Genomic DNA, 14617 nt, shown 5'->3' with positions numbered 1-14617 from the left:
GGGGAAGCGCTAAATCACCGTTCGACCAGCCCTTTCCCCTGCCAGGGGAAGGGGCTGGGAATCATTCGTCTTTGGCGGCCAGCAGACAGAGCTGAACGGTCAGTTCGTAGGATTTCACAAAAGAACTGACCGGCAGGAATTCATACTTCGAGTGGAAGTTATGAGCGCCGGTAAAGTAGTTCGGTGTCAGCAGGCCTTTGGCTGAGAGCGCTGCGCCGTCGGTGCCACCGCGCATCGGGATCACTTTTGGCTCAATGCCAATCTCTTTTAGCCCGGCAAAAATAAGCTCGATGGCGCGTTTATCTTCGCCAATAGCGCTGCTGATATTGCTGTAGGTGTCGCTTATCTCAACCGAGATTTTTGCCGTCGGATATTTGGCAGCGATCTGTTGGGCAACGTCTTCAATTTTCTGTTTGCGCGCAGCGAAGCTGGCGCTGTCAAAATCGCGGATGGAAGCATTCAGCTCCGCACCTTGTTGGTTGGCGTTCATGCCATTAAACCAGACGTAGCCTTCGCGACCCTCGGTGTTTTCCGGCGTTTCTGCGCGATCAAACTGGCTCATAAAGTCATGTGCCATCAGCATTGGATTGACTAACACGCCTTTGGCCGACATAGGGTGTGCGGTCACGCCGGTAAAGGTGATTGTCGCCGCTGCTGCGTTGAAGTTCTCATACACCACTTCGCCCAGCTCGCAGCAGTCGATGGTGTAGGCGAAATCGACGTCAAAACGTTTCAGATCCAGCGCTTTGGCGCCGCGAAGGCCAATCTCTTCATCTGGCACGAACGCCACCACGATGTCGCCGTACTGTTGGTCGGCGCGTAGGTTTTCCAACATCGTCATCACTACCGTCACGGCCGCTTTATTGTCAGCCCCGAGCACGCTGGTGCCGTCACTGAAAATAATGTCTTCACCCTTGTAAGGCAAAATTTCAGGGCGTTCAGACGGGCGCAGCCAGATGTCTTTCTCTTTGTTCAGGCAAACGTCGTCGCCAGTAAAGGTCAGCGTTTGTGGATGAATATCCGGGCTGAGGCCTACATCAACGGTATCAATATGGGTGATAAAACCAATGCGTGGGCCGCCCAGCTTGGTGCCCGGTTTCACTGCGGTCACGGTGGCGTGTTCATCAATCTGAATGTTTTGCAGACCCAGCGTTTTCAGCTCATCAGCCAGCAGTTTCGCCAGTGTGTGCTGGCCTGCTGTGCTTGGCAGCGTGGCGACGCTGGCATCACTTTGCGTGGTGACGGCAAGGTAGCGGAAGAAACGTTCGGAAAGTTGTTTTGCGAGTGTTGTCGACATCTTTACCTCTAAGTTTGCACACCTATAAGACTTTCATATATAACCGAGTATTACAAAACGTTGCATGAATGTTAATCTGTTTTTGCTTTTTGCACCAAAATCATTAGCAGGATCTTTAAGGCTTTTAATCACTTCTGATAGGGAAAACGATGAAACAGAAAATATTAAAAATAAGCACCGGATTGATGGCACTGGCAATGGTGGGCGGCGTTTCCGCCAAGACGCTGGTGTACTGTTCTGAAGGCTCGCCGGAACAATTCAACCCGCAGCTTTATACTTCTGGCACGTCTGTCGATGCAAGCGCCGCCCCAATTTATAACCGTCTGGTCGATTTCAAAACCGGTACCACCGAACTGGTGCCAAGCCTGGCTGAAAGCTGGGAGGTCAGCCCGGATGGTAAAACCTATACTTTCCATCTGCGTAAGGGGGTGAAATTCCAGAGCAGCAAACTGTTCACTCCCACCCGTGACTTCAACGCTGACGATGTCATTTTCTCCTTTATGCGTCAGAAAGATGAAAGTAATCCGTACCACAAGGTATCGGGCGGCACATATCTCAACTTTGACAGCCTGAAAATGGGCGATTTGATCGGCAGTATCGACAAAGTCGATGACAACACGGTGCGCTTTAATCTGACCCGTCCGGAAGCGCCGTTTGTTGCCGATCTGGCCTGGTATTTTGCCTCTATCCTCTCGGCAGAATATGCCGATCAGATGCTGAAAGCCGGTACACCAGAGAAAGTCGACATGAACCCGATCGGTACCGGACCGTTCGAACTGTTGCAGTACCAGAAAGACACGCGTCTGCTATTCAAAGCTTTCCCGCAATACTGGCAGGGTAAATCGAAAATAGACCGTCTGGTGTACACCATTACGCCGGATGCCTCGATGCGTCTTGCCAAACTTGAGAAGAATGAGTGTCAGGTTATGCCGTTCCCGAACCCGGCCGATCTCGACCGCATGCGCGCTAACAAAGACATTAACCTGATGAGCAAGGCTGGCCTGAATACCGGTTTCCTCTCCTTCAATACGCAAAAACCACCGCTGGATAACGTCAAAGTGCGTCAGGCGCTGAGTATGGCGATCAACAAACCGCAAATTATCGAAGCGGTATTCCGCGGTACCGGTACGGCGGCTAAAACGCTGTTGCCAACCGGGGTCTGGGGTTATAACGACAAGGTGAAGGATTACGACTATTCACCGGAAAAAGCCAAAGCCTTGCTGGCTGAAGCCGGCATACCGGACGGTTTTGAAATCGATCTGTGGGCGATGCCGGTTCAACGGCCATATAACCCGAACGCCCGCCGCATGGCGGAGATGATCCAATCTGACTGGGCGAAAATTGGTGTTAAGGCCAAGATTGTCAGCTTTGAGTGGGGCGAGTACCAGACCCGTGTGCGTAATGGAGAGCATATGGCGGCCTTGATGGGCTGGACTACTGCCAACGGTGACCCGGATAACTTCTTCGGCCCGCTCTTTACCTGTAACGCAGCTAAAGGTGGTTCTAACTCGGCCAAATGGTGTTATCCGCCGTTTGACAAGTTAATCACCGAAGCTAAAGAAACTACCGATCATGGCAAACGCGTAGCGTTGTACGAAGAAGCTCAACAGATGATGCACGACCAGGCACCTGCGGTCTTCATCGCCCACTCGACAATTTTCGAGCCAGTACGCAAAGAAGTGACGGGTTATGAGATAGACCCGTTCGGGAAGCATATTTTCTATCAGACAGATATTAAGGAGTGATGAAGGGAGGGCGGCCCTTGGGCCGCTTCAAAATTATGGGCTGCTGCCCAAACCTACCTTTTAAATTCAAATTCAAGGTCGTGGGCGTCGGCCCACACCGGGTGAGTTTGAGCTGCGACTCAGTTCGCTTTTAAATTCAACGTCAAAACCTTGGGTTGCCACCCAAACTGGCTTTAAGAGGCGCCTATCGCCGCGCCTCTTAAAAATCTCCGGCTCTTTTAAAAACAGCAGCTGCGCAGGTCACAATGGCCGTGTTTCAGTCACTGATGTTATAGCCGTAAAATGTCAGCCCTTCGGGCTTCCCGGCTGCGGGTTCGAGCCAACGATAAAGAGGTTGTCTCTCCACCGACTTGCCGGTGACATTTTGAATACGGCCGAAGCTTGTTTAAAATCCAAATCCAAATCCAAATCCAAATCCAAAAAAGATCTGTTTTGATTTTTTTAAAATGTGTGGGCCGCGTTCAAAACGACGTCGAGGGAGCGGTGGAAAACCGCGCATCTTTTCGCGCGGGTTGTAACCCGAACAGAGAGTACCGCGCAGCGGCGGAGTTTGCGGCTATAACGGAAATACCTGAAACACGGCCATCCCGATTCAGCGATAGCGCGGAGTTAAAAAAGCTCGGATTGTTAAGGCCCGAGCGACTGCGGGCCTTAACGCGGGTTTGGGCGGCAGCCCAAGGTCTTAAAAAAGCGAGTTCGGGGTGCAATCCGAAACCAGCCAGTGTGGGCGGCGAGCCCACGACCTTGAACTTAAAGAGTTAAAAGCGGGTTGCCGACGCTCACGGCTTAAGAAACGTGTTGCAGGAACTCGCGCAGGCGTTCGCTTGGCGGGTTAGCAATCAGTTCTGCCGGTGGGCCATCTTCGGCGATACGGCCTTTGTCGATGAAGATCAAACGCGAAGCCACTTTCTCAGCAAAGCCGACTTCGTGGGTCACGATAACCATCGTCATCCCTTCGTCAGCCAACTGCTTCATGACGGTCAACACTTCGTGACGCAGTTCCGGGTCAAGTGCAGACGTAGGCTCATCAAACAGCATCAGCTTCGGTTTCACCGCTAGCGCACGGGCAATGGCTACGCGTTGCTGTTGCCCACCGGAAAGTTCCGACGGATAGTGATGCGCACGTTCAGACAGGCCCACTTTAGCCAGCAGCTCTTTCGCCAGTTTATTGGCTTCATCTTTTGATGCGCCACGGACGCGGATCGGGCCGAAGGCCACGTTTTCCAGTGCGGTTATGTGCGGGAAAAGATAAAACTGCTGGAATACCATGCCCGCTTCCTGACGGATCAGACGTTCGTCCACTCTTGGGTCATTCACCTTTAGGCCATCAACAATCAGATCGCCGGAAGTGATCTCTTCCAGTTTGTTGATGCAGCGCAGCAAGGTGGATTTACCCGAGCCGGATGGCCCGATGATCACTACCACTTCACCCTGAGAAATATTCAGATCGATGTCGTGGAGCACCTGGGTTTTACCAAAGTGTTTTGAGACGTTCTTGAATTCAATCATATGATTTTCAGTTTGCGTTCGAGGCGGCGCAGAACAAAGCTCAGAGCCAGCGTGATGATCAGATAAATAACGGCAACCGCACTCCAGATCTCCATTGCGCGGAAGTTACCGGCAATGATCTCCTGGCCCTGACGGGTGAGTTCCGCCACACCGATGACAATAAACAGCGAAGTATCTTTGATGCTGACAATCCATTGGTTACCCAGCGGCGGAAGCATGCGGCGCAGCGCTAAAGGCATAATGATGTAACGTAGCGTGGCGCGGCGCGACAGACCCAGCGCCAGACCGGCTTCACGGAAACCGTTATGAATCGACAAAACGGCACCGCGAGTAATTTCTGCGATATAAGCGCCGGAGTTAATGATAATAGTCACCACCGCAGCGGTGAAGGGATCAATGCGTAAACCACTGACCATCATCGGCAGGGCGAAGTAGATAAACATCACCTGTACGACAATCGGTGTACCGCGAATAAGCTCAATAAATACCAGTGCAATGTTGCTGGTCAACCAGCCGCCAAACGCGCGGGCAAAACCCGCAATCACACCGATAATCAGGCCGCCGACCAGACCGAGGACTGAAATCCACAAGGTCAGTTTGGCGCCTTCGAGCAGGATAGGCAGAGCGGGCCAAATAACGCTCCAGTCAAACTGCATGTATTCTCTCCTGGTAAAGCAACCTGCTCAGCATTTTTTGCTGGCAGGCATTAATTTAACAACGGCTACAACATCAGGTTCGATAGATTTTATTTAGGTTCAGTGTCGAACCATTTTTTATAAATCTTGGCGTAGGTGCCGTTTTCTTTGATGGTTTTCAGCGCAGCATTGGCTTTTTCACGTAATGCACTGCCTTGCGGGAAGGCGATACCGTATTGTTGACCCGCCAGAGAGTCGCCAACCGCTTTGAACTGACCGTTACCGGCAGTTTTGATGAAGTAGTGAATGTTTGGTGTATCGTGCATCACTGCGTCAGCACGGCCGGTGCTCAATTCCATATAGGCGCTGTCGATATTCGGGAACTGACGCAGATCTTTGGTTTTCACATTAGCTTTCATGTAGTCAACCGAGCTGGTACCGCTTTTCACTGCCACCGTTTTGCCTGCCAGATCGGCAACGCTTTTGATGGTGTCGTTGTCTTTTTTAACCATGATCATCAGACCGCTGTTGTAGTAGCCGTCAGAGAAGTCGATGGCTTTTTTACGTTCTGGGGTAATCGTGATACCAGCCAGAGCCAGGTCGATGTTATGGGTTTGCAGGGCAGGAATGATGCCGCCGAAGTCCATTGGTTTCAGTTCATAAGAGACTTTCATCTCTTTAGCAACGGCGTCCCATAAATCGATATCAAAACCGACGTATTTATCGCCTTGCTTAAATTCAAAAGGTACAAACGCAGTGTCGGTAGCTACGATTAATTTTTTTTCTGCGGCATGGGAGCTAACGGCAAAGGCCAGCGTCAGTGCGGCCAGGGAAACTTTCAACAGTGACTTCATCAGTTAATTTCCTTTGTACATATTATGGGAACGATATAAGTGCTGCGGTTAATTCTATGCAATAAACGTGCCACTTATCAATTTTGTTATATTTCAATAATCTATGTTTTTGCTGAACCGAGTCAGTCAAGAAAATAATCCACTGCGCACTACGATGGTGCGCAGTGACAACGTGGCATGGCTCGTTATGGTGCAACGCTTTATCATTAACCAAATGTCGTGTTTTAAACAATCGTTAATTAACAATCGCGTTTCGTTATTGCAGCCTTACTCTAACTTTTGCATGAAAGCTCTGAAATATACGCTTAAAAATGAAGCATGGCTGCGATGTACATCCGGTGAACACTGCGGATATGAGGGGAAGAGTGAGCTATTTTGGTGCAAGCCAATAGTCATTTGCAGATATTGCAGAAAGATCAGCGCAGCTGGCTGTCTTTACTTCCACGACGGTTATAGCCAGCGCTGGCTTGTTGCTTTTTATCGAGTGCCGTCTGACAGGTAATACAGTACTGCACGCCCGGAAGCGCCTTGCGTCTTGCCTCAGGGATCGCGTCTGCGCATTCATGACAGAACTCGGCACTTTCTCCGTGTCCAAGCGCCTGTCGTGCGCGCTGAACGGCATCTTCTACTGTGGAATCAATCTGATCCTGAACGGCGCCATCTTGCGCCCATCCGCTAGCCATAAATCCTCCTGCATGGGAAATAATGAAATGATTATTTATCGATATCCAATGCAAAACGGGTTGGCAACTCTACGTCGCCAACCCGCGTAATTGCCGTATACCGGCAAAACAGCTCCAGGGCCTGAAAAGCTTATGTCTGCCCCGCACGACGGTATCGCAATTATTCGATATTTGACTCAATAAACCACAGGAATTTATCCAGGTCGCGTGATGCAGCGGTCAGGATGTCTGCGGTATCTTCATCTTCAACTGTAGTGATCGCTTTACGGGTTTCGTTGGCGGTCACGGCATAACGTTCAGCCAGCGCTTTCAGATGTTCCTGCACGGTATGAATGTTAGTCGGGTAGCTTTTCAGCGGGGTCTGGTCATTGACGATCTGCACAGTACCCAGCGCGATGCCACCTAACTGTACGATACGTTCTGCCATTGTGTCCTGATGATCGGTGATCGCCGTACGGAACCCGTCCAGCATTTCATGTACACCGATGAAGTTCACGCCACGCATGTTCCAGTGGGCCTGCTTGGTGATCAGCGACAGATCAATATATTGTGCTACCAGGCGGTTTAAAACTTTAATGGTATCGAGCTTGACGCTTTCTTCTACGTCATTACGGGTATAGATAAGCTCAGAAGATTTCGTTTTTACCAGTTTAGCGGTGCTCATATTGATATCCTCTTCAGTGAGTAGTGGTGAGTGCACAACCCTATGTCATTATATGTTGCCACTCTATTACTCGATCATTTTTATTAACAATCTGTAGGTAAACAAGACTGGAATAAGTATAGCAACTTTTACCCACTCTGCCTGAAATTCTCGGCTATCGGTGAGATAGATGAAACCTAATAACTCTTTAATGTTTGTGAAGGGCTATTGTTCCCTCATTAAAATAGGGTTTCAACATATTCACCAGTGATGTTAGTTAGGCAGTCATTCTGTGTACTAAATACAGTGGATCTCATCGTGGTTGATTTCAACCTTTGAGATGAATTTTCGTGTTATTTTATTGTTTTTTAAGTATTTTTATTTATCACTTTTTCCTGGTATTCACTGTTAAAAATAATGATTTATATTCTCATGGGAAATTACATTTTTCAGTAGTAGATATTTTTAGCGTTATTTTTAAACTTTGTTATTTCAAGATGCTTGCTGTTCGGGGAGTGTAATGCCATTTTCAATGTAATAACCTGAGGTTAATAATTCATGATATTTCTTTGAGTGTCTAAATATTTATATCCCGTCATATTAATGACGGGCGTTTTTACGGGCGATCATAAACAGGCGAGGGAAGGCCAGCATCACGCTACGGTCGGCGCGTGGCAGGTAAACCTGCTCAAGCTCTTGCCGGTATTGGGCGAGGAAAACGTCCTGTTGGTCACCATCAAGCGGTGCAAGAAACGGTCGTAAACCGGTAGCGCTCAGCCAGTCGACAATCGCTTTAGCCGATGGCATGACGTGATAATAGGTGGTGCGCCAAATATCCACCCGTGCACCATGACTGGCCAGCAGGTCGTAGTACTGCCCGGCGCTCAAAAGTGGTTTGCGCGAATTCTCTATATTGCCAATCTGTGCTTTCCAGATGTCGCTCTCCGCGACTCGATGCATCAACTGGTGCGAAGGCTGGTCAAGGTTATCCGGCATCTGTATAGCGAGGATCCCCTCCGTTGCCAGCTGTCCCATCAGGTGCGGTAGCAGTTGTTGATGGCCGGTTACCCACTGCAGCGAGGCGTTGGCGTAAATGATGTCCTGCTGCTGCTGTGGTTGCCACTCGCGGATGTCCGCCAGCTCAAAGCGGCAGGAAGGCAGACGGTCACGGGCCTGCTCCAGCATAGCTTGCGAAGAGTCGATGCCCGTGAGCAGTGCATCCGGGTAAGCGTGATGCAGCAGCTCGGTACTGTTACCGGGGCCGCAGCCCAGATCGGTGATAAATTTGGCATTCGTGTGCATTGCGCGAGCTAATAACTCTGCCGCAGGACGTGTGCGCTCGGTTTCGAACTGACGATAAAGATCCGGATTCCAGTCTTTCATTGCATGTCCTTACAGCAGTACCTGAGATAAATCCCTGCGCGCAGAGTGCAGCGATCCATGTTCCTAAATCCTAGACTGAGTTCAGGCTGCTGGCGAATTTGTGTTCAGGCGATATTGATATGAGCAAGGGGAAAGAGGTGCCACAAGGGCAAAAAAACGGGGCAGCAGGTTATCAACACTGCCCCGGTAAAAGTCGTGAAATTCTATTACATTGATCGTCAAAAGGTTAATGATTAAAGTGCAATCGCGCCGCTGTACAAGACAGCGCCGGTCGGTTGTCCTGTTGGGGAACCACCCTGCGGTTCAAGGCTGATGGCCAGCGTTGAACCAGGGTCAGGCATCCTTGCCGCCAGCGTCAATTGCGTTGGCGACGCATCACTTAACAACCCGAGCGAGCGCGGCTTGCCGCCTGCCGGGATTGTCCACAATTCAAGACTGTGATCCTTCGCGATTTCATGGGTATGCAGCGGAGTCAGCATCAGGGTGCTGCTGCGCTGGTCGACACTCACCACCCACTGTCCGGCATCATCCACTGTGCCATTGTTCGCCAGTATTGCGACCGGGGTAATGGCAGTCGGCTGAACCAGCAGACGCGGTACCAGCAGCAGCGCCGCCAGTCCGGCAGCCAGCGCCCAGCCGAGATAGCCGCGCCACGGCGTGTTCGCCGCAGGCATGGCCTCAGGGCGTTCAGGTACCGGGCCGAGCTGTAACTGAATTCTTTTCCACACCGACGCGGGTGGGGTCACCGGGGTCAGAGTGTTGTCAAGCTGGGTAAAAGCTTCCTGCCAACGGGCGACCTCGGCCAGCAGCTCAGGATCACTCTGCATGCTTTGCTCGAACTGCCGTCTGGCTGCGCCGCGTAAGGTTCCGAGCGCATATTCCGCGGACAGAGCGGCATGGTATTCCCGTCTGTTTTTCATAGGCCCACGCAGCTCTTTAAGTGCTCCAGGGCGCGACGGATCCAACTTTTGATCGTGCCAAGAGGTTGTTGTAAATGGTCTGAGACTTCGCCGTGCGATAGCCCCTGATAATATGCCAGCACCAAACTTTGCCGCTGCTCTGCCGGTAAATGCCCCAGACAGTCAGCCAGCACTTTGGCATCATTATCTTGTTGCAGCTGGCGCAGTGGTTCATCGCTGTTAACCGACAGGCTCTCTTGCATACTTTCGTCGAGTTCTGCCAGCTGATTGTCACTGCCGCGCATCCAGTCAATCGAACGGTTACGGACAATGTGTGTCAGCCACGTCATCGGTGAACTGAGCGACGGATTATATGAGCTCGCCCGGTTCCAGGCGGTGATGAAGCTATCGTGCAACACTTCTTCTGCCCAGGCATGACGTCGCAACATTCGAAGCGCTACGGCAAATAGGCGCGGTGACGTCAGGCGGTATAGTTTTTCAAATGCCTGACGGTCGCCGCATGCCATGCAGCTCATCAAATCGCGTAAAACATCCTGTGCCTCGTCCGGCGCAGATTTCACTACCAGATTGTCATGCATTCGCCAGTCCTGAAACCTAAAGTGAGCAGTGCCTGCGTTGGCACTGCTCCCAGTATAGACGGTTTTATTTAGGCATCAGCACTGTGTCGATGACGTCGATCACACCGTTCTTCTGTTGCACATCATAGGTGCTGATATTGGCAACATCGCCTTTGGCATCTTTCAACTGGATATTGTGCGGGCCATTGCCAATCAGCCACAGTGCCTGGCCATTGACGGTTTTCAACTCAGCTTTACCGGCACCCTGTTTGATCAGCTTTTGCAGATCTTTCATCTCATATTTTCCTGCTACCACGTGGTAGGTCAGGATGTTAGTCAGCGCAGTTTTATTTTCAGGTTTCACCAGATTAGCCACAGTACCTGCCGGTAGCTTGCCGAAAGCAGCATCAGTGGGAGCGAAGACGGTAAACGGCCCTTTGCTCTGCAGGGTATCGACCAGACCTGCGGCCTTCACTGCGGCAACCAGGGTAGTGTGGTCTTTGGAATTGACCGCATTTTCGACAATATTTTTGGACGGTAACATTGCAGCTCCGCCGACCATGGTGGTGTCGGACATCATTGCGGCCATTGACGCGCTGCTGAACAGAATTGAAGCACAGATTGCGGTACGGATAAGCGTTTTCATGATGTGATCCTTTTTATTGAATGGGTAAGGTCTTGCCTCACATCAGTACATACGATTCAACATGCGGTTTTGGATGCAGGAAAAAGCAGATATTTTCGAATTAAAATTAAATTATTATTAACTTATTGATTATAATCAATAAAAAACCACGCAAGGTAGCGTGGTTTTCCGTCTGACAGAGAGAATTACTTCCCGGATGGCCGGTTGCCTGCCACTTTTACCGTTTCAAGTTTGATTTTTCGCTGAATCGTCAGGGTAGAGCCCGCAGACGCTGCGATGATTGCCGCCAGTGCCAGCCATTGGGTCCCGTTAAGGTATTCGCCGAGGAAGATAATGCCTGACATGGCCGCCATCGCAGGTTCCATGCTCATCAGCGTACCGAAGGTTTTCGCTGGCAAGCGAGTCATGGCCATCATCTCCAGAGAGTAAGGCACCGCCGAGGTCAACAAAGCGATCAGCAGCCCGAGCGGCAGGATAGACAGGCTGAAAATCGAACTATGTGCCTGAATTGCGCCAATGGGGAAGAAGACCATTGCACCAATTAGCGAGCCTATCGCCGCTGTACCGGGACCATAGCTGCTGCCTGCGCGCTGACCGGCCAGAATGTAGATAGCCCAGCAGGCGCCAGCAAACAGCGCCAGGCAGGCTCCTTTCGGATCGATGCTGTCCGTATCATGGCCGAGAGGCAGCAGGAACCATAACCCGGCCACCGCCAGAATCACCCAGACGAAATCCACTGGGCGACGTGATGAGAACATGGCTACCGCCAGCGGGCCGGTGAATTCGAGGGCCACACCGATACCCAGCGGCACGGTCTGGATTGCCAGATAGAAACTGTAGTTCATGCTGCCGAGTGCCAGCCCATAAATCAGCAGTGCGCGCAGATTGCCGCCGCGTACTTTCATTCTCCACGGACGGAACCACGCCAGCAGGAGCAGGGAGCCAATCCCCAGACGTAATGCGGTAACGCCTTGTGGTCCGACCACCGGAAACAGGGTTTTTGCCAGCGACGCACCGCCCTGCAGGGAAAGCATAGCAATCAGCAACAGCAACACGGCGATGAGCGGAGAGGCGGTTTTTGGTAACACGGGTAGCGCAGGCGTGCCGAAATGCTCTGTATCCGCAGGGTACTTGTCTATAGACGAATCGCCTGTTGATACGTTTTTGTCTAACTTGGTCATCCTTTGCGCCTTAAATGTGATCCCGGTCCGGGGAATTCTTGTGTTTGCAGTGAAATATAAAAACGATGTACACGCGATGATCTACTGTAGAGTGAAAAACAGAGCGGGAAAATCCATAAAAAAGTTTTTTTAGAAAATGATTTTGCAAAAAATAGCTTATTTTTGGTCAAAAAGCGCCCAAAAAATTAAGAATTATCTGCTAAGCGAAGAAAGTTCAATAAGTTTTGCTTATGCAGTAAAAGTTTAAAAATAACATGTAATCAAATGGATAGGGCTAAGTGGAAACTTCTTGTTACACCATTTAGCGCTTTGGACACCTTATACAAGGCAGAGTTTCACGCTGCTTTTTGTTATATTTTGATGGTGAAGTTACTTTTGTTTTCCATTTGAGGTGGTTGTTATGAAAAAAATCGCATGTCTTTCCGCATTAGCTTGCGTAGTAGCACTGGGCGCTTCCAGCGCATTCGCTGACACCAGCACAGTAACCGGTGGTTACGCGCAGGGTGATATGCAAGGCGTTGCTAACAAAGCAAACGGCTTCAACCTGAAATATCGTTTCGAGCAAGACAGCAACCCACTGGGTGTGATCGGTTCTTTCACTTACCTCGAGAAAGATCGTTCTGAAGCTGACAACGGTTACGGCAAAGCACAGTACTACGGCATCACTGCAGGTCCAGCTTACCGTCTGAACGACTGGGCTTCCATCTACGGTGTAGTGGGTGTGGGTTACGGTAAATCTCAGGGCAGCACTGATACCAGCTCTACCGTTCTGCGTGACAAAGCTGGCACCAGCGATTACGGCTTCTCTTACGGCGCGGGTATGCAGTTTAACCCAATCGAAAACGTTGCTCTGGACTTCTCTTACGAGCAGTCTCGCATCCGTAGCGTTGACGTTGGCACCTGGATCGCAGGCGTGGGTTACCGCTTCTAATTATTCGAAAACTGTAGCGCTTTGACGCTGCCTTTCTTTTGGAAAGAAAAGTTTCGAAATTAAAAATCGCCTCTAGGGGCGATTTTTTTATGGTTTCTATTCAGGGTGTTCGGCCAGCCTTGGTATAAAAAGTGGCGTCAGATCCCGCTGTACCAGTTATATCCCTGATCTTCCCAGTAACCACCGGGATATTCGTTGGTAACGAATAGGGCGCCGATATGCTTGGCATTTTTGAAGCCGAGCTTGGTTGGCATGCGTAAACGCAGCGGGTAGCCGAAGTCGGGCGGCAGCGGTTTTCCGCCGAAATCCAGCGCCAGAATGGTTTGTGGGTGCAGCGCAGTCGCCATATCGATGCTGGAGTAATAGCGGTCATCACATTTGAATCCAACGTATTTGGCGGTCAGATCAGCGCCGATATGTTGCAGAAAAGTCTTCAGCGGCACGCCGCTCCACTGGCCTATAGCACTCCAGCCTTCGATACAAATCAGCCGGGTTATCTGGCTCTCTTGCGGCAAACGTTGCAACTGCTCCAGCGTCCACGGCGATTTTTTCTGCACCAGCCCGGAGACTTCCAGCCGGTAGTTAGGAATATCGATCTCAGGCACGTTGTATTCAGGATAATAAGCATTGAAGCGAAACGGCGTGGTGATTTGATCTGCACGGTAAGTTTGCGCCAGTTTTTGCCCGCCAAACAGCCATCCCTGCACCCGGTCATTCCAGCGTGACATGGCCCACAGCACTTTGTCGACTTGATCGCCATCCTGCAAATTACAGCCGGTCAGCATGGATACGGCACCCAGCGTCAGGCCGGAACGCAGCAACAGTCTTCGCTGAATATTCACCAGTTGCTTACGCTGGTCCGGCTCGACGATGATTTTTGGCCGGTTGGCTTTCTCACTCATCAGCACTCTCCTTGATGACCTGTTTTTTACCGCCGGTGATCATGGCAACCAGGGTTTTAGGTACCAGCAACACCATCAATACGTGAACAACCACAAACAGCATCACGCCGCTCATGGCAAAGAAATGGACATAGCGGGCGATGTCGAAACCGCCGAACAGCCACACCAGGCCGCTAAACTGCACCGGTTTCCAGATAGATAGCCCCGAAAGTACCAGCAGTGCGCCGAGTAGAAGTACGCCGACATACATCACTTTCTGCACAGCGTTATATTCCCCGAGCTTGTGCGGCAGTTTTAAGGTCAGCGCCTGAACGACGTCGTGCCAGACAGATTTCGGTGTAAACGGGAAAAAATGACGTTTAAAATGGCCGCTGAGCAGGCCCCATAACAAATAGATCAGTGCATTAGCCGCCAGCAACCACATCACGGCCAGATGCCAGGCGATATTGCCGCCCAGCCAGCCGCCCAACGTGGTGCTCTGAGGGAAGCTGAGGAAATTGAACAGCGGATCGGCGTTATAAATGCCCCAGCCGCTCATCACCATGCCAATCATGGTGAGCAGATTTATCCAGTGACAAAGGCGGACCGGCCACGGGTGAATTTTTCTTTTACGTGGCGGCTTTTTCAAAGCGGATTGATGGCTCACGAGGTCTCTCCTGCGTGGTCAAAAGAAGAAACAAAACGGCGCGAAAGAGGGAGGTCCGCGCCGTTGTGCTTTACTGCTGCCGTTG

The 14617-nt window shown here is 50.9% G+C and carries 15 protein-coding genes; 2 read left to right on the top strand and 13 right to left on the bottom strand.

All coding sequences use genetic code 11. The features are described 5' to 3' along the window. Positions 1-61 precede the first annotated feature (61 nt). Positions 62-1297: a peptidase T gene (pepT, locus tag ACMV8I_RS15185; RefSeq protein ID WP_498866049.1), complete on the bottom strand. Its 1236-nt coding sequence runs from the start codon at positions 1295-1297 to the stop codon at positions 62-64. Between the two features lie 149 nt (positions 1298-1446). Here pepT and ACMV8I_RS15180 point away from each other — a divergent pair, with 149 nt between their 5' ends. Continuing rightward, a complete protein-coding gene (locus tag ACMV8I_RS15180) occupies positions 1447-3042 on the top strand; it encodes an ABC transporter substrate-binding protein (protein ID WP_498866048.1) in 1596 nt (531 codons plus the stop codon). A gap of 786 nt (positions 3043-3828) precedes the next feature. On the opposite strand, the gene glnQ is transcribed toward ACMV8I_RS15180, so the two are convergent. The 10 genes from glnQ to rhtA all read right to left on the bottom strand — a co-directional run bounded on the left by glnQ (position 3829) and on the right by rhtA (position 12053). After that, positions 3829-4551, bottom strand: a complete 723-nt coding sequence (gene glnQ, locus ACMV8I_RS15175; RefSeq protein WP_498866047.1) for a glutamine ABC transporter ATP-binding protein GlnQ — start codon at positions 4549-4551, stop codon at positions 3829-3831. Beyond that, positions 4548-5207: a glutamine ABC transporter permease GlnP gene (gene glnP, locus ACMV8I_RS15170; protein ID WP_498866046.1), complete on the bottom strand. Its 660-nt coding sequence runs from the start codon at positions 5205-5207 to the stop codon at positions 4548-4550. Before glnP ends, glnQ begins: the two co-directional genes overlap by 4 nt. An 89-nt stretch (positions 5208-5296) precedes the next feature. Further along, complete coding sequence (gene glnH, locus ACMV8I_RS15165) at positions 5297-6040, bottom strand: glutamine ABC transporter substrate-binding protein GlnH (RefSeq protein ID WP_498866045.1); 744 nt, start codon at positions 6038-6040, stop codon at positions 5297-5299. A 416-nt stretch (positions 6041-6456) separates the two neighbouring features. Beyond that, positions 6457-6723, bottom strand: coding sequence for a DksA/TraR family C4-type zinc finger protein (locus tag ACMV8I_RS15160; protein WP_498866044.1), 267 nt, complete (start codon positions 6721-6723; stop codon positions 6457-6459). 160 nt (positions 6724-6883) lie between these two features. Continuing rightward, on the bottom strand, positions 6884-7387 hold the full coding sequence (dps, locus tag ACMV8I_RS15155; RefSeq protein WP_498866043.1) for a DNA starvation/stationary phase protection protein Dps: 504 nt from the start codon (positions 7385-7387) through the stop codon (positions 6884-6886). A gap of 579 nt (positions 7388-7966) precedes the next feature. Next, positions 7967-8749, bottom strand: a complete 783-nt coding sequence (tam, locus tag ACMV8I_RS15150; protein ID WP_498866042.1) for a trans-aconitate 2-methyltransferase — start codon at positions 8747-8749, stop codon at positions 7967-7969. A gap of 233 nt (positions 8750-8982) precedes the next feature. Beyond that, positions 8983-9669, bottom strand: a complete 687-nt coding sequence (locus ACMV8I_RS15145) for an anti-sigma factor (protein ID WP_498866041.1) — start codon at positions 9667-9669, stop codon at positions 8983-8985. Continuing rightward, entirely contained in the window at positions 9666-10184 is a 519-nt protein-coding gene (locus tag ACMV8I_RS15140) for an RNA polymerase sigma factor (RefSeq protein ID WP_498866132.1), read from the bottom strand. The genes ACMV8I_RS15145 and ACMV8I_RS15140 overlap by 4 nt, the downstream gene beginning before the upstream one ends. A gap of 127 nt (positions 10185-10311) precedes the next feature. Continuing rightward, positions 10312-10872: a fasciclin domain-containing protein gene (locus tag ACMV8I_RS15135; RefSeq protein ID WP_498866040.1), complete on the bottom strand. Its 561-nt coding sequence runs from the start codon at positions 10870-10872 to the stop codon at positions 10312-10314. A gap of 185 nt (positions 10873-11057) precedes the next feature. Next, positions 11058-12053 (bottom strand): threonine/homoserine exporter RhtA, encoded by a 996-nt coding sequence (gene rhtA, locus ACMV8I_RS15130; protein WP_498866039.1) that lies wholly within the window; start codon positions 12051-12053, stop codon positions 11058-11060. A gap of 400 nt (positions 12054-12453) precedes the next feature. Between rhtA and ompX the strand changes: the two genes are divergently transcribed. Further along, positions 12454-12984 carry an outer membrane protein OmpX gene (gene ompX, locus ACMV8I_RS15125; protein WP_498866038.1) on the top strand — a complete coding sequence of 177 codons (531 nt, stop codon included), beginning with the start codon at positions 12454-12456 and terminating at the stop codon, positions 12982-12984. A gap of 137 nt (positions 12985-13121) precedes the next feature. Here ompX and ACMV8I_RS15120 read toward each other — a convergent pair whose 3' ends face one another. Together ACMV8I_RS15120 and ACMV8I_RS15115 are read right to left on the bottom strand one after the other, a co-directional pair. Then, on the bottom strand, positions 13122-13886 hold the full coding sequence (locus ACMV8I_RS15120; protein ID WP_498866037.1) for a molybdopterin-dependent oxidoreductase: 765 nt from the start codon (positions 13884-13886) through the stop codon (positions 13122-13124). After that, a complete protein-coding gene (locus ACMV8I_RS15115) occupies positions 13879-14532 on the bottom strand; it encodes a cytochrome b/b6 domain-containing protein (protein ID WP_498866036.1) in 654 nt (217 codons plus the stop codon). The genes ACMV8I_RS15120 and ACMV8I_RS15115 overlap by 8 nt, the downstream gene beginning before the upstream one ends. Between the last annotated feature and the right edge of the window lie 85 nt (positions 14533-14617).

This window comes from Ewingella sp. S1.OA.A_B6, assembly GCF_049889095.1.
Taxonomy (GTDB): domain Bacteria; phylum Pseudomonadota; class Gammaproteobacteria; order Enterobacterales; family Enterobacteriaceae; genus Ewingella.
This window is presented reverse-complemented; position numbering and strand designations above follow the sequence as displayed.